Genomic DNA, 20812 nt, shown 5'->3' on the forward strand with positions numbered 1-20812 from the left:
CAGATCATAAGATCGCCGCCCTTTTCTTAACACTCGTTTTCGCAGATTACTGAATCTGTCTCATCATGACCGCGGAAATCGGGGCCATCGCCACGCGGCTGCCGCGGTCTTCCAACCCCCAAAGCAGCAGGGCTGAAATCGTTTCCGGGCGGACCCGACCCAGCATGACAACAGCACCTTCCTGCCCGGCGCGGAACGCCGCCTGATCCAGGAACCGGCGCATCACTTTAGGGTCCTGACGCGCACCGTCGATGTCACGAAATACAACACCCGACGGCGTGCCATTGCGGGCTGCCAGCTTCTGCACAGTGTTCAACCCATTGTCCTGCGTGATCAGGCCACGACCTGTTCCGGCAGCAATTTCAGCAACCTGATCGGCCAGTTTCCGATTGCCATGAATGCCGCTGTCCACCCCTTCCAGAATGCCAACGGTTTCGGGCAGAGTGTCAAGCCAGACGGACAGCGAAACCTCAGCGTCTTGCGCAGTTGCAGCTTCGGGCAAATCAGCCAGAGCCATGACTTCGAACCCGGCCGCGCGGTGCCGCGCCATCTTTTCTACAGCATCTGGATCAGACGGGTTCACGGCAAAACTGATGGGATAGGGAAAATCCTGAAGCGCCTCAGCCCCAAATGCGCCCTCGTCATCGATCAGGATGATGGACATCAGCGGTTTGGCCTCAGGGTTTTCGAATTTGGCCGCATAGCGTTCGATCGGCTTGCCCGCCGGTTTTGGCTCTTCTGCCGAGGCTTGCTCGGCCACAGGTTCATCATCGCGTTCGGTTAGCGGAATGATACGTTTTCCAACCGTTGAACTTGCACTTGCTTCCTGGTCCCCGCCAATCTGCGGCAGCGCAGCGATACGCGGTAGCTTGCGCGGCAGAACGTCTTCATCCCCCTCTACTGCGATTGGGCTGCTTTCAAACGGGTTTTCCTCGTCTGTGTCCTCAGTTTGCGGCAACGGATCTTCTTCCGGCTGAAGAAGAGCAACCTCGGTCGTCTCGGGCTCTATAGGAGGGGCCGGCGTATCGTCGTTCACGGCTGGCCCCGCCTCGTCCTGCGGAGCCGAAGGCGCCAGGCTGGGTTCTGGCGGCGCTGCAGGTGCTTCGGTCACAACTGAAACTTCGGTCGCAACCGCAGCCTCGGGTTGGTCCACCGCCTCAGCTGCTGCGCCCACCTCTGGTTGCGTGTCCGAGGATGATTCAAGCCCGGACAAGTCAGCCAGATCCTCGGTTGAGTCATCGGCGGCTTCCAGCCCATGCGGAGCCAATTCCACAACATCGGCATCGGATACGGCCTCGGTCACCTCAGTCGGTGCTGCAGGTGTTTCAGAAATTACCGGCGCCGGTGCTTCGGTGACAACAACCGGCGTATTGGCCATCGGTGTCTTGAGCGACACGAACACACCCAAGATCAAAACAACGATCGCCCCAGCGACCATTCCCCCGAAAAATCCGCCCATATTTCCAGCCTTTCGCCTCTTTTCTCTGCCTCGTCCAGCTCTGCGCCATCTGATGTGGCGCTCGGCCAATTGGACGCGTCAGAAACGGTATGTCCTCTTGACGCTGCCGCTCAAGCCTGAGCATGTATGTGCGGACATTATACCGTGGCCCGGGGCTGCATCGCCAGCCTGAAATGCCCAAGCGAAGATAAGTGCCCATATGCTGCTGCTGATCGACAACTACGACTCGTTTACCTACAATTTAGTACATTATTTAGGCGAACTTGGTGCCGAAATGGTCATTCGCCGAAATGATGCGCTGGATGTTCAGGAAGCGATGGCCATGAACCCCGCCGGTATCCTGCTAAGCCCCGGCCCCTGCGACCCGGATCAGGCTGGTATTTGCCTTGCGCTGACCGAAGCCGCCGCAGAAACCAAAACACCTTTGCTGGGGGTTTGCCTTGGACACCAGACCATCGGTCAGGTTTTTGGCGGTAAGGTCATCCGATGCCACGAGATTGTCCACGGCAAAATGGGAACGATGAATCACACAGGCAAGGGTCTGTTTGCGGGGCTGCCTTCTCCGTTTGAGGCAACGCGCTACCATTCATTGATCGTGGAACGCGAAACCCTGCCAGACTGTCTTGAGATCACGGCTGAATTGGAAGACGGCACCATAATGGGGTTGCAACACAAGGAACTGCCCATTCATGGCGTCCAGTTCCACCCGGAATCCATTGCCTCCGAGCACGGCCACGCCCTGCTCAAGAACTTCCTGCAAGAACTGAAAGTCCCCGCATGAGCGACGCGCTGAAACCGCTGATCGGAGCCGCTGCCGATCGCCCTTTGACTCGTGACGAAGCTGAAAAAGCCTTTGCCATCCTGTTTGATGGCGAAGCCACGCCCAGCCAGATCGGTGGGCTTTTGATGGCCATGCGCACACGCGGTGAAACCGTCGATGAATACGCCGCTGCCGCCGCTGTGATGCGGGCAAAATGCAACGCTGTGACCGCCCCGGCAGGCGCGATGGACATCGTGGGCACAGGCGGCGACGGCAAAGGCACACTGAATATCTCGACCGCGACGGCTTTTGTGGTTGCGGGCGCCGGTGTCACCGTTGCCAAACATGGCAACCGGAACCTCAGTTCGAAATCGGGTGCGGCGGACGCGTTGGGTCAGATGGGGATCAACGTCATGGTTGGCCCGCAAGTCGTTGAATCCGCTCTGGAAAACGTTGGTATCGGCTTCATGATGGCCCCGATGCATCATCCGGCCATCGCTCATGTCATGCCATCACGCCAGGAGCTGGGCACACGCACGATCTTTAACATTCTTGGACCTCTGACGAACCCTGCTGGTGTCAAACGGCAATTGACCGGCGCGTTCAGTCGTGACCTGATCCGGCCAATGGCCGAAACGCTTGGCTTGCTTGGATCAGACCGCGCGTGGCTGGTGCATGGCTCGGACGGGACGGACGAACTCACGATCACCGGCATCAGCTGGGTCGCCGCTTTGGAAGATGACACGATCAAAGAGGTCGAGCTGCACCCCGAAGATGCGGGTCTGCCCGTGCATCCATTCGAAGACATCATCGGCGGCACACCGGAAGAAAACGCTGTCGCTTTCCGCGCCCTGTTGGACGGAGCCCCATCCGCGTATCGTGACGCTGTACTGCTGAACTCGGCCGCCGCTTTGGTTGTCGCCGAAGCCGCAAACGACCTGCGCGACGGTGTTGCCATGGCCGCCGAGAGCATCGACAGCGGCAAAGCCAAAGAAAAAATCGCCGCTCTGGCACGCAAGACACAGGAAGCCGAATGACCGAGACCGTACTGGACAAAATCAAAGCCTACAAACTAGAAGAGGTCGCGGCCGACAAAGCGCAGAAGTCTTTGGAAACACTGGAAAGTGAGGCACGGGCTGCATCGGAAACCCGTGGCTTTGCCGAAGCTTTGCAATCCGCCTCGCGGCAAGGCTATGGCCTGATTGCCGAGGTCAAGAAAGCCAGCCCGTCCAAGGGTCTGATCCGTCCGGATTTCGACCCGCCTGTACTGGCCAAAGCCTATGAGGATGGTGGTGCTGCGTGTTTGTCCGTGCTGACCGACACCCCAAGCTTTCAGGGTGCAAAGGAATATCTGACGCAGGCCCGCGAGGCGACTTCCCTGCCTGCTTTGCGCAAGGATTTCATGTACGACCCCTATCAGGTGGTCGAAGCCCGCGCGCTTGGCGCAGATTGCATTCTGATCATCATGGCATCCGTCAGCGATGATCAGGCGGCGGAACTGGAACAAACCGCTTTCGATTGGGGTATGGATGTTCTGATCGAAGTGCATGACGAAACGGAACTGGAACGCGCAGCACAGCTGAAAAGCCCGTTGATCGGCATCAACAACCGCAATCTCAAGACCTTCGAGACCACTTTGGACACCACGCGGCACCTGTCCAAGCTGGTGCCGGCAGACCGCACCATCGTTTGTGAAAGTGGCCTTGGAACATCAGACGACCTGAGGGAGATCGCCCGCTACGGTGCCCGTTGCTTCCTGATCGGCGAAAGCCTGATGCGTCAGGACGATGTCGAGGCCGCTACGCGTCATATCCTATCCAACCCTCTGATCCCCGGAGTGATGTGATGCCGCTGACTCATTTTGATGCTCAAGGTCAGGCGCATATGGTTGATGTGTCGGACAAGGACGTGACCGACCGTGTCGCTGTCGCTGCCGGTCATATCAAGATGGCAGCGGAAACCTTTGAAATCATTTCTGAAGGCCGCGCGAAAAAGGGCGACGTTCTGGGCATCGCCCGTCTGGCGGGCATCATGGGGGCCAAGAAGACACCTGATCTGATCCCGTTGTGTCACCCTCTTCCAGTCACCAAAGTCGCAGTTGAACTGACGCTTGATCCTGATCTACCGGGTGTTCAGATCGAGGCCACGGTCAAGACCTCGGGACAGACCGGCGTTGAGATGGAAGCCCTGACCGCAGTCTCAACCGCGGCTTTGACAGTCTATGACATGACAAAGGCCGTCGATAAGGCGATGGAGATTGGTGGCATCCGCGTTCTTCTGAAAGATGGTGGTAAATCAGGGCGTTACGAGGCGAAATGATCACGGTCGAAGAGGCGCGCGCCCTGCTGTTCGATTTGGTGGGGGTTTTACCTTCCGAAGAGGTTCCTCTGGCACAATCCGCCGGGCGCGTTCTGGCGCAGGATGTTGTGGCGGGGCGGAACCAACCTCCCTTCGCGGCATCGTCGATGGATGGGTATGCGGTGAATGCCGCCGAAGTTGAGCTGCACGCCATGTTCAAGGTGGTCGGCGAATCCGCGGCCGGCCATCGGTTTGAGGGCCAGGTCGGTCCCGGTCAGGCGGTGCGCATTTTCACCGGTGCGCCAGTGCCCGAGGGCGCGGATTTTGTGGTCATTCAGGAAGATACCGACCGACGTGGCGACCTGATCACGATTACCGACGAACCCGGTTCCAAAACCAATATCCGCCCTGCTGGCGTGGATTTTGAAATCGGTACCTCCATTTCAGCACCCCGTTTGATCCGGCCTGAGGATGTGGCCCTGATGGCTGCAATGAACACCCCACGCGTCACCGTTGCGCGCAAACCGGTGATTGCCCTGATCTCCACCGGCGACGAACTGGTGATGCCCGGAGAAGAGCCGGGCCCAGATCAGATCATCGCCTCGAACACATTCGGGTTGCAGGCTCTGCTTGAGGGATTGGGAGCAAAGGTACGCGTTCTGCCCATTGCGCACGACACCGTTTCCTCGCTTGAAACTGCATTTGGCCTGGCACAAGGGGCCGATCTTGTCGTCACAATCGGCGGCGCGTCGGTTGGCGATTATGACCTTGTCTCGGATGTCTCGCAGGGATTGGGCATGGAACGGTCATTCTACAAGATCCGAATGCGCCCCGGAAAACCACTGATGGCCGGACGTATCGGTGAAACAGCTATGGTTGGGTTGCCCGGTAACCCGGTCAGCGCCATGGTCTGCGGTTATCTGTTTCTGGCACCGATGGTACGCCGGATGCTGGGCCTGGACCACGTGGTGCCGCCTTTCCTTACAGCGCAACTCACGGAACCCTTGCCGGAAAACGGGCCGCGAGAGCATTACATGCGCGCGGTTCTAAGCGACACAGGCATTGCGGCCTGCGCCGATCAGGACAGCTCGCTTCTCAGCGTTCTGGCACAAGCAAATGCGCTTTTGGTCCGACAACCGCACGATCCTGCGCGTGAAATCGGGGAAACGGTTCAGTATCTGCCAATCTGAGATGTTCTCAAATCCGTTGACACAAAACGTGAACATGCGTAGAACAAAAGAAAACGCATGAGCGACGAGGTGTGAGCGATGCTGACCAAGAAGCAATTGGATTTGCTGGAATTCATCCACAAACGTGTGCAGGCGGACGGTGTTCCGCCCAGTTTCGACGAAATGAAGGCCGCACTCGATCTGCGATCCAAATCTGGCATCCACAGGTTGATTACCGCGCTGGAAGAACGCGGGTTTATCCGCCGCCTTGCCCATCGCGCCCGCGCGATTGAGATCGTGAAACTTCCCGAAAGCCTAGGTGGCGAACCCACAGCCGGGTTTACGCCGCGGGTTATCGAAGGTGACAAACCGGCAGGCCGCCGCCCTGCGAATGTGGAACCAGTGTCAGTCGACGCGCTGGAACTGCCGGTCATGGGTCGGATTGCGGCTGGTGTTCCCATTGAGGCCATCAGCCATGTCTCGCACCATGTTGCCGTCCCTGGCCCCATGGTCTCCGGCAAAGGCGAGCATTATGCGTTGGAGGTTCGTGGAGATTCGATGATCGACGCGGGTATCAACGACGGTGATGTGGTGGTGATCCGGGAAACGTCGACCGCAGATAACGGTGACATTGTGGTTGCCTTGGTCGAGGATCAGGAAGCGACATTGAAGCGTTATTTCCGCCGGGGCAATGCCATCGCGCTTGAAGCTGCCAATCCGGTCTACGAGACGCGCGTGTTGCCCGAAGAAAAGGTTAAGGTTCAAGGCCGCCTTGTGGGCCTGATCCGGACCTACTGAGCCCGCTTGGACCGAAGGTCCCCGGGCGCGTTCGGGGACCAAAGCCTTTGCCCTGTCAGCTCGGCACTTGATATCAGCTTTCCGTCCAGAACAGACAGGCTGCCGGTTTCGTACAAGCGATCGGGGTCAAAAATCCCGCACGGCCCTTCCAAATTCAGAGCCACGGCAGAGACGATGATCTGGTTTGCCTTGCATTCGTTAAACCCGTTTGCAGCCCTTTTACCAGTCAGGTGGATAATCTCCTGATCTTTCAACAGGTAGCGCTGGATCGTGTCCGCCTCGGGCCACCTGAGCGCAGACTGTGACTGATCGACACCATCCCCGTCATTCTCAAGCCAAACGGTTGCAACAAACCCGCTGCCTTTGGTTTTGCTAAGCGCGCGGCCTTGTTCGGTCATCACGCCCACCAACCCTCCGGTTTCAGCAATCAGGGCGTCGGGACGCTGTCCCGTAGTCCAAAGCAAAAAAGCAGCCGCAAGCGGGCCCATCCCGACCCACCGCGCGTGTCCCTGCCACAAGGCAATCCACAAGGCACCCAAGGCAATGAGAGGCAGGACGTACCACGGCGGGCTGACCACAAAGCCTTGTGCGCCATCCATCTGCGAAACCCAATGCGACACTGTCAAAATCCACTGCAACGCCCAGCCCATTACCGTCAGGGGTATCGCCTCGAGCCCCAGAGGCGCCAATAGCGCAGCAACCACAGCCGCTGGGACGACAAACAAACCCATGACCGGAACAGAAAGCAGGTTCGCCAAAAGGCCATAGTGCGACATGGTATTGAAATGCGCTGCACCAATCGGAGCCGTCGCAAGACCGGCAATGGCCGAAGACATGAGCACGCCAACCACCGGTTTAAGCCATTTTGGTCCGGGCTTGGGGCCGACTTCGCGCAGCGCACCAAATACGTTGACCAAAGCAGTCGTGGCCGCAAATGACATCTGGAACCCTGGGCTCAGAAGCGATTCCGGTCTGAGGAGCAGAACGATCACCGCCGCAACCGCCACGGCGCGCAGCGAAATCGCCCGGCGGTCAATCAGCACCGCGCCCAACATGACCGTGACCATGACAAACGCGCGCTCGGTTGCAACGTTACCGCCAGAGAGCATCAGATAGATGGTCGCTGCAACCAATGCAATTACCGCAGCTACTTTTCGGACAGGCAACCGCAGTGCAAGCGGCGGAAACAGCGACAAACCAACGCGACAGGCCACAAACACAAAGCCCGTCAGCAGCCCCATATGCAATCCCGAGATAGCCAGCAGATGCGCGAGGTTGGATGCCCGTAGCGACGACAGCGTGTCTTGCCCCATTCCGCTACGATCCCCTGTGGTCACGGCGGCTGCAAAGCCACCGATTTCGCCAGGAAGTATCTCTTTCACGCGCCTCGATATGGCCATGCGGATGGCGGTTACCCGAACGCCCTCGATCCCGGCCGAGGCTGGTGCGACGGTCAGAACAGGGACGCGTGTGTACCCCACCGCGCCTAAACTCTGGAACCACGCATGGCGGCGGAAATCGAACCCACCGGGTTCCACCGGCCCCTGTGGCGGAGACAGATGCGCCGTCGTCATAATCCTCTGCCCCGGTGCAATAGGTCCGGTTGAGGCATGAACGGAAAGACGGACGCGCTGCGGCCTTCGCTCCTGCGGTACGTCCCCTATGCGTACCTGATCAAGCGTCAACCGCAACGCATCCGAGGCAGACCGGTCCATGGCGACGACCCTCCCCTCGATCGGGCCATAATATCGCCATGACAGAACCGGTTCTGCCACCATATGGGCGCGAGCACCTGCCAGGCAGAAACCAGCAGCGATCAGCGCCCCCCCGATGGCCAACGAACCCACCCCCGGCGCAAGCCAGCGGCGCACAGTGATGAGAACCGCGCAAAGGCCGGCCAGACCAGCATAGTCCAGCAATTCAGGCTCAACCCGAATCCCGAAATACAGACCGATCCCGGTCGCAAGCAAGACCGGCGTCCATGGGAACAGATACCCCGTTTGGCACAGCAGCGCGGCCTCGACCCGTGCAAGAACACGCATGGTTGCCCCCGTCCTTCGGGCTCGTTAGACAGGCGTCAAACTATGCCAGATACGGTTACCAAAAGGTTAATCCCCATCATGTCCGACCAGGTCGTCACCCGTTTTGCCCCTTCACCCACCGGTTTTCTGCACATCGGTGGCGCACGCACCGCGCTGTTCAATTGGCTCTATGCTCGGGGTCGTGGCGGCAAATTCCTGTTGCGGATTGAAGATACCGACCGTGAACGCTCGACCCCTGAGGCGACTGCCGCAATCCTCCAGGGTATGGCATGGCTGGGTTTGGACCATGACGGCGACGTAATCAGCCAGTTCGAAGGTGCGGCCCGCCACGCCGAGGTTGCGCATCAACTGCTAGCCGAAGGCAAGGCTTACAAGTGCTTCTCGACACAGGAAGAAATTGCTGCCTTCCGCGAACAGGCTCGGGCCGAAGGTAAATCGACCCTGTTCCGCAGCCCGTGGCGCGACGCTGATCCGGCAACACATCCCGACGCGCCATTTGTCATTCGCATCAAAGCGCCACAAGACGGTGCGACAGTGATCCGCGATCAGGTTCAAGGCGATGTAACCATCCGTAATGACCAGCTGGACGATATGATCCTGCTGCGTTCGGACGGCACACCCGTCTACATGCTGGCGGTGGTGGTCGACGATCACGACATGGGCGTCACCCACGTTATTCGCGGCGACGATCACCTGAATAACGCCGCGCGTCAGATGATGATCTATGAGGCAATGGGCTGGGACGTTCCGGTCTGGGCACATATCCCGCTGATTCACGGGCCCGACGGCAAGAAATTGTCGAAACGTCATGGCGCACTGGGCGCGCAGGAATATCAGGCCATGGGCTATCCCGCGGCTGGAATGCGCAATTACCTGGCGCGTTTGGGCTGGAGTCACGGTGATGACGAATTCTTCACGGATGCGCAGGCAAAAGAGTGGTTCGATCTGGACGGAATCGGCAAAAGCCCGGCCCGTTTCGATCTGAAAAAGCTGGAAAATCTCTGCGGGCAGCATATTGCAATCTCAGACGATGCTGCATTGCGGCAAGAAATTGAGGATTACCTTGCGGCAGCAGACCTTCCTGCTCTCACTCCGACACAATCTGGTGATCTGGAACGTGCGATGTATTGCCTCAAGGATCGGGCGCGTACTTTCCCGGAACTCCTTGAAAAAGCGCATTTTGCACTGACCCAACGCCCAATTGTTCCGGATGAAAAGGCCGCAAAGGCGCTGGCATCTGTATCCGATGGTATACTGTCGGAATTGACGCCGCAGCTGCAAAATGTTAGCTGGTCCCGGAACGAACTGGAGGAGGCCCTGAATTCCTTTGCCGAGTCAAAGGAGCTCAAGTTCGGCAAGCTGGCAGGTCCGCTACGGGCTGCGCTGGCAGGTCGGGCCGTCACACCTTCGGTTTTTGACATGATGCTGGTGCTGGGACGGGATGAAACCCTGGCGCGGCTTTCTGAGGCAGCGAAATAAACCCAATCTTCATAAACGGGTAACGCTGCTCCGCTAACACCCGGATTGCGCGTCCGCGCGCAGTCGTTGCCCGTATCGCTGGCGGTCTGTCCGGCGTGCGCATGAATGAAGAAGGGACAACTATGACTGACAGCAACAAAACAGCCACTCTGACTGTTCACGGCAAAGAATACGAGTTGCCAGTTCATTCCCCTACCGCCGGGCCTGATGTTGTCGATATTCGTAAGCTTTACGGACAGGCCGGGGTCTTCACCTATGACCCGGGCTTTACATCGACCGCCAGCTGCGACAGCACCATCACCTATATCGACGGCGAAAAAGGCGAGCTGCTGCACCGGGGCTATCCGATCGACCAACTGGCCGAGAAATCGCACTTCCTCGAGGTTTGCTATTTGTTGCTCTACGGAGAATTGCCAGCGGCAAAAGATCTGGAGAAGTTCGAAACAACGATCACCCGTCACACCATGCTGCATGAGCAGATGCAGTATTTCTATCGCGGTTTCCGCCGCGACGCGCACCCGATGGCCATCATGGTCGGTGTTGTCGGTGCAATGTCGGCCTTCTATCACGACTCGACCGACATTTCGGACCCGCAGCAGCGTGAAATCGCATCGCATCGCCTGATCGCCAAGATGCCGACGATTGCGGCCTGGGCCTATAAGTACCACACCGGTCAGCCCTTCGTGTATCCGCGCAACGATCTGGACTATGCGTCCAACTTCCTGCGCATGTGTTTCAGTGTTCCGGCCGAAGAATATGAGGTGAACCCGATCCTCAGCCGCGCGATGGACCGTATCTTTACCCTGCACGCCGATCACGAGCAGAACGCTTCGACCTCGACCGTGCGTCTGGCTTCGTCTTCTGGCGCGAACCCGTTCGCCTGTATTGCCGCGGGTATCGCTTGCCTTTGGGGTCCGGCGCACGGCGGTGCGAACCAGGCATGCCTGGAGATGTTGGAAGAGATCGGCACTGTGGATCGTATCCCCGAGTACATCGCGCGCGCCAAAGACAAGAACGATCCGTTCCGCCTGATGGGCTTTGGTCACCGTGTCTATAAGAACTTTGACCCGCGCGCCAAAGTGATGAAGCAATCGGCCGACGAAGTGCTGGATCTGTTGGGCGTTGAAAACAACCCGAAACTGCAGGTTGCGAAGGAACTGGAGCGCGAAGCGCTGGAAGATCCGTATTTCGCCGAGAAGAAACTGTTCCCGAACGTGGACTTCTATTCGGGCATCATCCTCGAAGCGATGGGCTTCCCGACGTCCATGTTCACGCCGATCTTTGCCCTGTCGCGCACCGTGGGCTGGGTCAGCCAGTGGAAAGAGATGATTGCCGATCCTCAGAACAAGATCGGGCGTCCGCGCCAGTTGTATCTGGGCGAAACGCTTCGGGATTACGTGGATATCGAAAACCGCTGATACATCAAACTTCCCAGACGTTTTTAAGGCCCCGTTTTAACGGGGCCTTTTTCATCGAACACGACGCACTTGCACAACCCGTTGCTTTCGCAGCAAAAACCTTCGGTCAAACCAGATGTGCCATTTGGGCTTCAGAACAAGCTCATTTGGTCACCCGGTTGCGGTGGAACAGCAAACAGATCGCAACGTAAGGACGCAGATTTAACAGAAAGCCCCAACCGTTTGCAGGCTGTCGAAAACCTTTGGGCAATAATCCCGGCGTATTCGCCCTCGCCCCGCATTCTGTGCCCCCAACGCGGGTCATAGTCCCGCCCACCGTGCATGTCGCGCAGCTTGGACATCACTTTTTCTGCTCGTGCCGGTTGGTGTTCGGCAAGCCAGTCCTGCCACAACTGCGACACCTCACGTGGCAATCGCAACATGATCCAACTGGCGGCATCTGCTCCGGCCTCCTGCCCCGCCTCAAGCAGGTTCTCGAGTTCATGATCCGTCAGGCCGGGCACAATCGGAGATGTCATCACACGCACCGGAACCCCGGCCTCGGTCAGTGTGCGGATCATGCGCAGACGGCGCTGCGGTGACGGTGCACGAGGTTCCATCCGGCGTGACAAAGCGGGATCCAAAGTGGTAAGCGAGATCCCGACGCGCACCAATCCACGGCTGGCCATTTCAGTCAGAATGTCCAGATCCCGCTCGATCAGAGCGCCCTTGGTGACAATTGCAACCGGATGGTTGAACTCGTGCAACACCTTAAGGCAGGACCTTGTAATCAGGCGATCTTTCTCGATCGGCTGATACGGGTCCGTGTTTGTTCCTATAGCCAGCGGCGCGACCTTATAAGACTTGGACGACAATTCTTTGCGCAGAACACAGCTCATGTTGGGACGCGCCGTCAGGCGGGTTTCGAAATCCAGCCCGGCAGACAGACCCAGATAGGCATGACTGGGCCGGGCAAAACAATAGACACAGCCATGTTCGCACCCCCGATACGGATTGATGGAACGGTCAAACGGCAAATCCGGAGACCGATTATACGTAATCGCACTGCGCGCCACCTCATCCCGTGTTTCGGTGCGCAGCAGCGGTAAGGTTTCGTCATTGTCCCATCCGTCATCGACAACGACGGTGGCGAAGCGCTCGAACCGTCCGGCGGTGTTTGTACGTGTTCCTCTGGCTTTTACGGTGGGCACAGCATTCACTTCAGCAATTTGTTCGCGTTATGTTCTCACTCAAAACATACGACCGACACAAGCCCTGCGCAAGTCATCCCTGAGTCAGTCCAAATAGGAGCGATCAAGCGGAGTCCACGATAATCATGCAGATTTTTCATTCGAGCCGCGCGTTTTTTTGACATATAGGTCGGTCCCGAAACGACCGACGTCGCAATCGTCACAGTCAGAATGCGACGTTTTGGCCAAAACGGAAAAAATGCCACCACGGGCCGATGGCCCGCCCAGCACAGGGAATACCCCATGTCCGACGAAGAAGACATCATCCTGTCCGAACTGAACGACGACGAACTTGTCGAGCAGATGTTCGACGATCTCTACGATGGTCTGAAAGAAGAGATCGAAGAAGGAACCAACATCCTGCTGGAGCGTGGATGGACCCCTTATGACATTCTGACCAAAGCTCTGGTCGGTGGCATGACCATTGTGGGCCATGACTTCCGCGACGGCATCCTGTTTGTGCCCGAAGTTCTGCTGGCCGCCAACGCCATGAAGGGCGGTATGGCGATCCTGAAGCCACTGCTGGCCGAAACCGGCGCACCGCGCGTTGGCAAGATGGTGATCGGCACCGTCAAGGGCGACATTCACGACATCGGCAAGAACCTTGTGTCGATGATGATGGAAGGCGCTGGGTTTGAAGTTGTCGATATCGGTATCAACAACCCGGTCGAAAACTACCTGGAAGCACTGGAAACCGAGCAGCCCGACATTCTGGGCATGTCCGCCCTGCTGACCACCACAATGCCTTATATGAAAGTGGTCATCGACACCCTGGTCGAACAAGGTGTGCGTGACGACTATATCGTTCTGGTTGGCGGTGCCCCGCTGAACGAAGAGTTTGGCAAAGCCATCGGCGCAGACGCTTACTGCCGTGACGCGGCTGTTGCTGTGGAAACTGCAAAGGACTTTGTAGGCCGCAAGCACAACCAACTGGCTGGCTAAACCGACTGAAATTTCACTCAAAGGGCTGCCCGAACTGGGCGGCCCTTTTTCGTTTCAAACTAATGACATGAAAATCTGGAACACTAGGAAGCGACTTTTCTCAAGAAGCCGTCGGCACAAACCTCAGGCTGCAAAAGCAAACTGAGGACGTCGGCAGCCTGCCTTCAGAGGTCGGAACAAGACTTGCTCATTGTTGATATTCATCCTCTTCTAGGGGCAGATTCAAAGGACGCCATACCATGCAAAAAGACGCCCTGCCCGATGATGCCAGTCTGACAACCAAAGGTTATTCCAGCGCCGAGTCGGGCCGTATTCTTCTGATCGCGTGCGGGGCTTTGGCCCGAGAGATTCTGGATATCAAAACACGTAATCACTGGGACCATATGGAATTAACGTGTCTGCCCGCGATTCTGCATGTTCACCCGGAACGGATCACACAGGCCGTAGAAGATGCTGTGGCCAAACACCGGGACAAATTCGACAAAATCTATGTGGTCTACGCTGACTGTGGAACCGGCGGCCTTTTACAACAAGCCTGCGAAAAACTTGGGGTCGAAATGGTGAAAGGTCCCCATTGTTACTCGTTCTTCGAAGGCAACCAAGCCTTTGAGGCGCGCGGCGAGGACGAGACTACGGCCTTCTATCTGACGGACTTTTTGGCCCGGCAGTTCGACGCTTTTGTCTGGAAGCCTTTGGGGCTGGATCGTCACCCGGAACTGCGTGACATGTATTTTGGCAACTACACAAAGCTGATCTATCAGGCCCAGATCGATAACCCGGACCTGACCGCGCGTGCCCGCGAATGTGCGGATCGTATGGGATTAGAGTTCGAACGCCGTTTCACCGGCTATGGCGATCTGGAAACCACTTTGACAGATTGGGCAAACCGTCCGGCTTGACCTTAAGCGTTTTCCTGCGCGACCTGACGGATACGTTCGATCATGGCGCGCAGGCCGTTTGATCGCTGTGCCGACAGATGATCATTCAATCCCAAACGCGCCAGTTCAGCCCCGGCATCGACCTTGGGCACTTTCGCCACGGGCAATCCATTGTACAAAGACCGCAGGACGGCAATCAGCCCCCGCACGATCAGTGCGTCGCTGTCGCCGTCAAATTTGAACACGCCCCCTTCGATCATGGGATGCAGCCAAACCTGACTGGCACACCCATTTACTTTGGTGGCAGGAACTTTGAACGCGTCATCCAGCGGATCCATCGCTTTGCCTTGTTCGATGACATGGCGATACCGGTCTTCCCAGTCCTCCAGAAACTCGAAATCTTCGACAATGTCCTCAAAGGCGGGCGTGGCCATGGCGCGGCGATCCTTTTGGTTGCGATACCACCAGTGACCTATGCCGACGACCACCTGCTGTCCAGCCCCGCAGTGGCTTTTCAAGGCGAGGAAATTGCGCTAACCCATTGCTTGAATTCGTGTGAAAAGCTGTGGGTCTATGCAAAAATCTCTGTCCGTTCTTATCATCGCCACGCTGACCCTGACTGCATGCAGCGGCTGGCGTGATTCTCGGGTGAACCCGTCGAATTGGTTTGGCTCCAGCAGATCGGTTAAAACTGAAACACCACCGGACCCTAACGCAGCTGATGCTTTGGTGCCTCAGCAAAGACAAGGCACGGGCCTGTTTTCGCGCCCGAATATCGCGGACTCCAGCATTCGGATCGGTCAGATAGACGAACTGCGCATCGATGCCACTCCCACCGGAGCGATCATTTATGCTACGGGAACGGCCGTCCGTCAGGGTGCCTACAATGCGCGCCTGGTTCGTGTAAACTCGGAAGAAAACGAGAAGAACGGCACAATGGAATTTGAGTTCCTCGTGAACTATCCCAACGCACAAACACTGCAAGGGTCCGAACGTACCCGCATGGTGTCGGACGCAGTCAACGTCAGCCGTCAGGATCTTGAAGGTATTCGACTGGTTCGCGTGGTCGGGCAGCAGAACGCGTTGGAATCGCGGCGACGCTAAGCGCCGCTAAAGCGAGACCACCTTGACCGCCTGCCCCTTGGCAGCCAGCGCGATCTTGCCTTCACAAAGTTTCAGCGCGTCTTCACCAAAGACTTCAAACCGCCAGCCTGCCATGGCGGGCAAGTCGCGTTCACCGGCGGCGATCTGATCCAGTTCAGAGCTTGTGGCGATCAGTTTGGCAGCTACGCCGGAACTTTCTGTTTTGGATTTCAGAAGAACGCGCAGCAAGTCGGCCAATGCCGGATTGACCTTCAGCTTGTCCCGCGACGTGTCGACCTTAGGCAGCTTATCCGCAGGGCAATTCACCCCACGTTTTACAGCGGCCAAAATACCTTCGGCAATCGCGCCCTTTCGTGCCTCGCGCAGCAACAGCCGCGATCCACCCAGATCCGAGGGCGTTTTGGGTTTGGTTGACGCCAGTTCAATCAGCGCATCGTCCTTGAAAACCCGGTTCCGAGGAACGTTGTTTTCCTGCGCATAAGCTTCGCGAAACTGGGCCAGTTCCCGCACCACAGCCAGAAACTTGGCCGAATTTGTCCGCGTCTTGACTCGTTTCCAGGCCTCTTCCGGGCGAATGTCATAGGTGGCAGGCTGCGTCAGCGTGCGCAGTTCTTCCCCTACCCAATGGCTGCGCTTTGTCTTCTCAAGTTCAGCCGCCAGGTGTTCGTAAATCTTGCGAAGATGGGTGACATCAGCCAACGCATACGTTTTCTGCGCGTCTGTCAACGGACGCCGTGACCAGTCCGTGAACCGAGAAGTCTTGTCGACTCCCTGCTTGCAGATCTTGCGCACTAATGTCTCGTAACCCACCTGTTCACCAAAGCCGCAAACCATTGCCGCGACTTGTGTGTCAAACAAAGGGTTAGGAAACACCCCGGCCTCGACCCAGAAGATCTCCAGATCCTGACGGGCAGCATGGAAAACCTTTACCACGTCTTCATTGCGGAACAGCTCATAAAGCGGTTCCAGCGACAGATCATCAGCAAGCGGATCCACCAGAACCGCGCTGTCTTCGTCTTCGGAGGGGACCGCCAATTGCACGAGGCAGAGTTTGGAGTAATACGTCCGCTCGCGCAGGAATTCGGTGTCGACAGTGATATAAGGATAGCCTGCAGCGGCCTTACAGAAGTCGGCCAGCTCTTGCGTCGTCGTCAGGGTTTTCATGCGCCGTACTAGTATCGCTCTTGGTTTTTGTGACTGCCCGTTTTTTTACGTCCCGAGCGTTACCATCGACCATAGGCCGATTATCGGGCAGGTGTAAATCACCCAGAGCGGGTTCAGGGCAACAGGACGGGCGACCTGTTGCCTTCAGCGTAACGGCGCAACACTTCGGGGTAGAGCACATGCTCCTGAACCAGCACTCGCGCAGCAAGTAAATCCGGGGTATCGCCCCGCTCGACAGGCACCCGTGCCTGCCCCAAAATTGGGCCATCATCCAGCGCTGCTGTTACTTCATGAACCGAGCAGCCATGTTCGGAGTCACCCGCCTCAATGGCGCGGGCATGGGTGTGTAAACCCTTGTATTTTGGCAGCAAAGAGGGGTGGATGTTCAGCATCCGCCCCTGAAACCTGGACACAAAATCCCCCGTCAACACGCGCATGAAACCTGCCAGGCATACAATGTCCGGCTGTGCCTCTTGCAAGGGCTTCAAAAGCTCGGCCTCAAACGCGGCGCGGTCCCCTTTGTACGGACGATGATCGACCACTGCGGTCGGAATGCCACGGTCCGCAGCTTTTTTCAGCCCGCCTGCCTGTGCATCGTTGGACAGCACCAAACAAGGCCGCGCCGGATGATCGCCAGTCATGCTATCGACCAGCGACACCATGTTCGACCCACCGCCGGAAATTAGGATCGCGACGCGCTTGTGGCTCACAGCAATTTGCCCGAATAGGCAACGCCGGGCGTCTCGGTCACGGTGCCGATCCGCGCAACTGTTTCACCGGCGTCGGACAGCAAGGTCGACAACGCATCCGCCTTGTCTGCCTGGCAAACCACAATCAGGCCGATGCCGCAGTTGAAGGTCTTGAGCATTTCGGCTTCGACGATGCCACCGGTTTCCGCCATCCAGCTGAAGACGGGTGGCAATTGCCAGCTGTCCAGATCGATCTCGGCCCCCAACCCCTCGGGCAACACGCGCGGCAAGTTTTCGGTCAGGCCACCGCCTGTGATATGGGCCAGCGCGTGAACACCACCGGCACGGACTGCAGCCAAAGCTGGCTTAACATACAGGCGCGTGGGCGTCAGCAGGGCCTCACCCAGCGATCCTTCACCGAAAGGCGACGGCGCATCCCAACCCAGCCCAGACAGCTCGACCAGTTTGCGCACCAGAGAATAGCCATTGGAGTGCACACCGTTCGAAGCCAGACCCAGCAGCACGTCACCCGACTGAACACCCGCGGGCAAATCCGCACCACGTTCCATCGCACCAACCGAGAACCCGGCCAGATCAAAGTCACCATCGGGATACATGCCCGGCATCTCAGCCGTCTCTCCGCCAATCAGCGCACAGCCGGATTGCGCACACCCCTCGGCAATGCCTTCGATGATCCGCGCTGCCGTGTCAGTGTCCAGCTTGCCAGTCGCAAAATAATCCAGGAAGAACAGCGGCTCGGCCCCCTGACAGATCAGGTCATTGACGCACATGGCCACCAGATCGATGCCGACCCCATCCACGACACCGGTATCAATCGCAATCCGAAGTTTAGTGCCAACGCCATCTGTTGCGCCCACCAGAATCGGGTCCTGATACCCGGCGGCCTTCAGATCGAACAACGCACCAAAGCCACCCAACCCGCTCATCACGCCGGGGCGGTTGGTCCGCTTGGCGGCGGGCTTGATCCGATCGACCAGAGCGTTGCCCGCGTCAATGTCCACGCCTGCATCGGCATAGGTGATTCCGTTCTTACCCGCTGTCATGGTCGGTCCCTCATGAATGCTTTGCGGGCGGGTTAGTCGATTGTGCAACATGTTGCAACGGTCAGGCTTGACGCGGGCGTTCACCGTGATAGGCAAGACGCCGTGGCGGGCCTGTAGCTCAATTGGTTAGAGCAGAGCGCTCATAACGCTTTGGTTGCGGGTTCAAGTCCTGCCGGGCCTACCAAATCACCGCCTAACGCTTTGACAGAAAAGATAAACGTTTCGCCCTTGGGCCAATTGGCGTGCCGAACCCCGCGAAGTCGAAATGTCTGGCCTGTTTGCACAGCGATACAAAACGTAGATCCTGCTAAAACACCGCAGACCGGCGGAATTAATACTCCAGAAACTCTTCTACGCTATCAGCCAGCCACCAGGGGCTTTGTGTTTCGTAGAACGTATGTGTCCCAGCCGAATTTGGCAGGTTTCTGACGGTCACAAGGTAGTCTTTAAAATCGATCGGCACGGACCAATGTGAGGCGTCATACAGCATGGCCAAGTATTCATCCGCAGTCGGTTCGTAATACTCCTGATCCGGATCTGGCGGGCCATAGACTTTTGCGAACTCGGCTTGGAAGTAATCCAGAACGTAAGAACAATAGATCACCTGATTTGCTCGGACCTGAACCGGAATAGGTGCGAACTCATCTGCGTCTTCCTGGACAAAGTGCTTCAGCTCAAACGCCATCCCCTGAATCACTTCTTCCTGCATCCAATTGCTGCAGGTATCGCCAAGCGCAATGAAGCTTGCCATGCGTTCGAATTTTCGATCTTCGGCTTCCCGTGCGAATTGCGTGATCGGAACAAGCGCGAACAATGAAGTGACAGTAACAACGACTTTCTCAATATTGCTAAGAGCTGCTTTAATCATTTTCTCTGAACCCCACGTCGTTTGAAAACTGGGGTTAGAATGACATGCTTATACAAAAGCACAAAATTGCATGCATTTAATTAGCAAGAGAATTTTGGCTACCTACCGATTATTATATCCGCACAAAGCCCGCCCAAACGCTCGCTTTTTGCCAGCCGCAAGGTTCCACCATGAGCACGGGCAATATCCGCCACGATCGCCAATCCCAGCCCTACGCCGCTGCCTTTGTTCTGATTGCGCGCCGGGTCAAGTCGGGTGAAAGGCTTGACCGCTTCGGTACGTTCCTCGACTGGAATACCGGGACCATCATCTTCGACACGGATACGCATAGACTTGGGATTCAGCGTCAAGCTGACGTCAGCGCGTGATCCATAACGCACCGCATTTCCGATCAGGTTCTCAACGGCCCTGCGAATGGCCATGGGGCGCAACATAACTGTCCCCTGCCCCTCAACCCCAATTAAATCGGCCTGATGCCCGGCGCGCTTAGCATCCTCGACGATCTGGCGAATAAACACGTCGGGCTGCACTTCCTCGGGGGACCCTTCCGCAGCGCCACGTGTGAAATCCAGAAAAGCGTCTAGCAAAGACTGCATTTCTGTCACGTCCTGCTGCAAAGGTGCGGCCTCATCCTCGGGCAGCATGGACAGCCCGAGCTTTAGACGGGTCAGCGGCGTGCGCAGGTCGTGACTGACACCCGACAGCATCAGGGTTCGTTGTTCAATCTGACGTTCGATCCGGGCGCGCATGTCCAGAAACGCATTGCCGGCCGCACGAACTTCGATTGCACCACCGGGGGTGTACGGCACGACCCGCCCCCGACCAAACGCCTGCGCAGCATCGGCCAATCGCGTGATCGGCCGCAATTGGTTGCGCATATAAAGAAAGGAGATCGTAGTCATGATCACCGCGAAAAACACCATCGTCACGATCAACTGGTGCGGCGCAACCGGTGACAACCTGCGCCGATCAAAGGTCAGTTGCAACACGCCAAGGTGCGTTTGCATATAGACCCGCGCCTCGCGGCTGGTTGGCAGAGCAACGGCAACCAGATCGGGCAAGTTCGCCTGAAGATCGGCCTGAACCTGCGGCGCAATGAAATCATACCAACGCCGCGCCCCTATCATCGGTTCTTCGTTCACGCCCAGAAAACGCGCCTGCATTTCAAGGGCTTGCAAATCGGGGCGCATCGCGGCCACAGCCTCTTGCTGGGTTTCAGCATCTGCAATCATCGTGGTGATCAGGGTCACTTCGCGCGAGGCGGCGCTTGTCATCTGCCCGGTGACGTCTTCCAGGTGTTTCTGAATAAACGCAATGCCCACCACAAGCAGCAACACGATCACCGGCAAAACCAGAATCAAGGCGGCGCGGGCGTAAAGGCTGCGAGGCAGATAGGGTTTGAGCCATTGCGAAGACATGGGCTAAACCTAGCGGGCCGCCCGGATAAGAGG

20 protein-coding genes and 1 tRNA gene are annotated in these 20812 nt (G+C 57.5%); 12 read left to right on the top strand and 9 right to left on the bottom strand.

Going from position 1 to position 20812, the window contains the following annotated elements; genetic code table 11:
• Positions 1–46 precede the first annotated feature (46 nt).
• Entirely contained in the window at positions 47–1459 is a 1413-nt protein-coding gene (locus GOV90_RS03095; protein WP_171090242.1) for a divergent polysaccharide deacetylase family protein, read from the bottom strand.
• Between the two features lie 199 nt (positions 1460–1658).
• On the opposite strand from GOV90_RS03095, the gene GOV90_RS03100 reads away from it, so the two are divergent.
• The 6 genes from GOV90_RS03100 to lexA all read left to right on the top strand — a co-directional run bounded on the left by GOV90_RS03100 (position 1659) and on the right by lexA (position 6484).
• A complete protein-coding gene (locus tag GOV90_RS03100) occupies positions 1659–2240 on the top strand; it encodes an aminodeoxychorismate/anthranilate synthase component II (RefSeq protein ID WP_171090244.1) in 582 nt (193 codons plus the stop codon).
• On the top strand, positions 2237–3256 hold the full coding sequence (gene trpD, locus GOV90_RS03105) for an anthranilate phosphoribosyltransferase (protein ID WP_171090246.1): 1020 nt from the start codon (positions 2237–2239) through the stop codon (positions 3254–3256). Before GOV90_RS03100 ends, trpD begins: the two co-directional genes overlap by 4 nt.
• The gene (gene trpC, locus GOV90_RS03110; RefSeq protein ID WP_171090248.1) at positions 3253–4065 is read left to right on the top strand and encodes an indole-3-glycerol phosphate synthase TrpC; all 813 of its coding nucleotides are present in this window, start codon (positions 3253–3255) and stop codon (positions 4063–4065) included. Before trpD ends, trpC begins: the two co-directional genes overlap by 4 nt.
• Entirely contained in the window at positions 4065–4538 is a 474-nt protein-coding gene (gene moaC, locus GOV90_RS03115) for a cyclic pyranopterin monophosphate synthase MoaC (RefSeq protein ID WP_171090250.1), read from the top strand. Before trpC ends, moaC begins: the two co-directional genes overlap by 1 nt.
• Positions 4535–5707 carry a gephyrin-like molybdotransferase Glp gene (glp, locus tag GOV90_RS03120; RefSeq protein ID WP_171090253.1) on the top strand — a complete coding sequence of 391 codons (1173 nt, stop codon included), beginning with the start codon at positions 4535–4537 and terminating at the stop codon, positions 5705–5707. The genes moaC and glp overlap by 4 nt, the downstream gene beginning before the upstream one ends.
• Before the next feature lie 78 nt (positions 5708–5785).
• On the top strand, positions 5786–6484 hold the full coding sequence (gene lexA / locus GOV90_RS03125; RefSeq protein ID WP_171090255.1) for a transcriptional repressor LexA: 699 nt from the start codon (positions 5786–5788) through the stop codon (positions 6482–6484).
• Here lexA and GOV90_RS03130 read toward each other — a convergent pair.
• Positions 6478–8526: a ComEC/Rec2 family competence protein gene (locus GOV90_RS03130; protein ID WP_171090257.1), complete on the bottom strand. Its 2049-nt coding sequence runs from the start codon at positions 8524–8526 to the stop codon at positions 6478–6480. The genes lexA and GOV90_RS03130 overlap by 7 nt on opposite strands.
• 78 nt (positions 8527–8604) lie before the next feature.
• Between GOV90_RS03130 and gltX the strand changes: the two genes are divergently transcribed.
• Together gltX and gltA are read left to right on the top strand one after the other, a co-directional pair.
• Positions 8605–10005: a glutamate--tRNA ligase gene (gltX, locus tag GOV90_RS03135; protein ID WP_171090259.1), complete on the top strand. Its 1401-nt coding sequence runs from the start codon at positions 8605–8607 to the stop codon at positions 10003–10005.
• 122 nt (positions 10006–10127) lie between these two features.
• Positions 10128–11423, top strand: a complete 1296-nt coding sequence (gene gltA / locus GOV90_RS03140; RefSeq protein WP_171090260.1) for a citrate synthase — start codon at positions 10128–10130, stop codon at positions 11421–11423.
• Between the two features lie 131 nt (positions 11424–11554).
• Here gltA and GOV90_RS03145 read toward each other — a convergent pair whose 3' ends face one another.
• Positions 11555–12613: a PA0069 family radical SAM protein gene (locus GOV90_RS03145; RefSeq protein WP_256367920.1), complete on the bottom strand. Its 1059-nt coding sequence runs from the start codon at positions 12611–12613 to the stop codon at positions 11555–11557.
• 282 nt (positions 12614–12895) lie between these two features.
• On the opposite strand from GOV90_RS03145, the gene GOV90_RS03150 reads away from it, so the two are divergent.
• Positions 12896–13594: a B12-binding domain-containing protein gene (locus GOV90_RS03150; protein WP_171090262.1), complete on the top strand. Its 699-nt coding sequence runs from the start codon at positions 12896–12898 to the stop codon at positions 13592–13594.
• 239 nt (positions 13595–13833) lie between these two features.
• Positions 13834–14493: a DUF1638 domain-containing protein gene (locus tag GOV90_RS03155; protein ID WP_171090264.1), complete on the top strand. Its 660-nt coding sequence runs from the start codon at positions 13834–13836 to the stop codon at positions 14491–14493.
• 2 nt (positions 14494–14495) lie between these two features.
• Here GOV90_RS03155 and GOV90_RS03160 read toward each other — a convergent pair whose 3' ends face one another.
• The gene (locus GOV90_RS03160; RefSeq protein WP_171091173.1) at positions 14496–14906 is read right to left on the bottom strand and encodes a SufE family protein; all 411 of its coding nucleotides are present in this window, start codon (positions 14904–14906) and stop codon (positions 14496–14498) included.
• A gap of 139 nt (positions 14907–15045) precedes the next feature.
• Between GOV90_RS03160 and GOV90_RS03165 the strand changes: the two genes are divergently transcribed.
• On the top strand, positions 15046–15576 hold the full coding sequence (locus GOV90_RS03165; RefSeq protein ID WP_171090267.1) for a hypothetical protein: 531 nt from the start codon (positions 15046–15048) through the stop codon (positions 15574–15576).
• A 6-nt stretch (positions 15577–15582) separates the two neighbouring features.
• Here the strand turns inward: GOV90_RS03165 and rnd are convergent, their stop codons facing one another.
• The 3 genes from rnd to purM all read right to left on the bottom strand — a co-directional run bounded on the left by rnd (position 15583) and on the right by purM (position 18493).
• On the bottom strand, positions 15583–16740 hold the full coding sequence (gene rnd, locus GOV90_RS03170; RefSeq protein WP_171090268.1) for a ribonuclease D: 1158 nt from the start codon (positions 16738–16740) through the stop codon (positions 15583–15585).
• Positions 16741–16853: 113 nt separating this feature from the next.
• Entirely contained in the window at positions 16854–17450 is a 597-nt protein-coding gene (purN, locus tag GOV90_RS03175; RefSeq protein ID WP_171090270.1) for a phosphoribosylglycinamide formyltransferase, read from the bottom strand.
• Positions 17447–18493, bottom strand: a complete 1047-nt coding sequence (gene purM / locus GOV90_RS03180; RefSeq protein ID WP_171090272.1) for a phosphoribosylformylglycinamidine cyclo-ligase — start codon at positions 18491–18493, stop codon at positions 17447–17449. The genes purN and purM overlap by 4 nt, the downstream gene beginning before the upstream one ends.
• A 107-nt stretch (positions 18494–18600) precedes the next feature.
• Here purM and GOV90_RS03185 point away from each other — a divergent pair.
• Positions 18601–18677: transfer RNA gene (locus GOV90_RS03185), tRNA-Ile, on the top strand.
• A 147-nt stretch (positions 18678–18824) separates the two neighbouring features.
• On the opposite strand, the gene GOV90_RS03190 is transcribed toward GOV90_RS03185, so the two are convergent.
• Positions 18825–19361, bottom strand: coding sequence for a hypothetical protein (locus tag GOV90_RS03190; RefSeq protein WP_171090273.1), 537 nt, complete (start codon positions 19359–19361; stop codon positions 18825–18827).
• A 98-nt stretch (positions 19362–19459) separates the two neighbouring features.
• On the bottom strand, positions 19460–20779 hold the full coding sequence (locus tag GOV90_RS03195) for an ATP-binding protein (protein ID WP_171090275.1): 1320 nt from the start codon (positions 20777–20779) through the stop codon (positions 19460–19462).
• Positions 20780–20812 lie beyond the last annotated feature (33 nt).

It is taken from the genome of Ruegeria sp. HKCCA5929 (assembly GCF_013034525.1).
Lineage (GTDB): Bacteria > Pseudomonadota > Alphaproteobacteria > Rhodobacterales > Rhodobacteraceae > Ruegeria.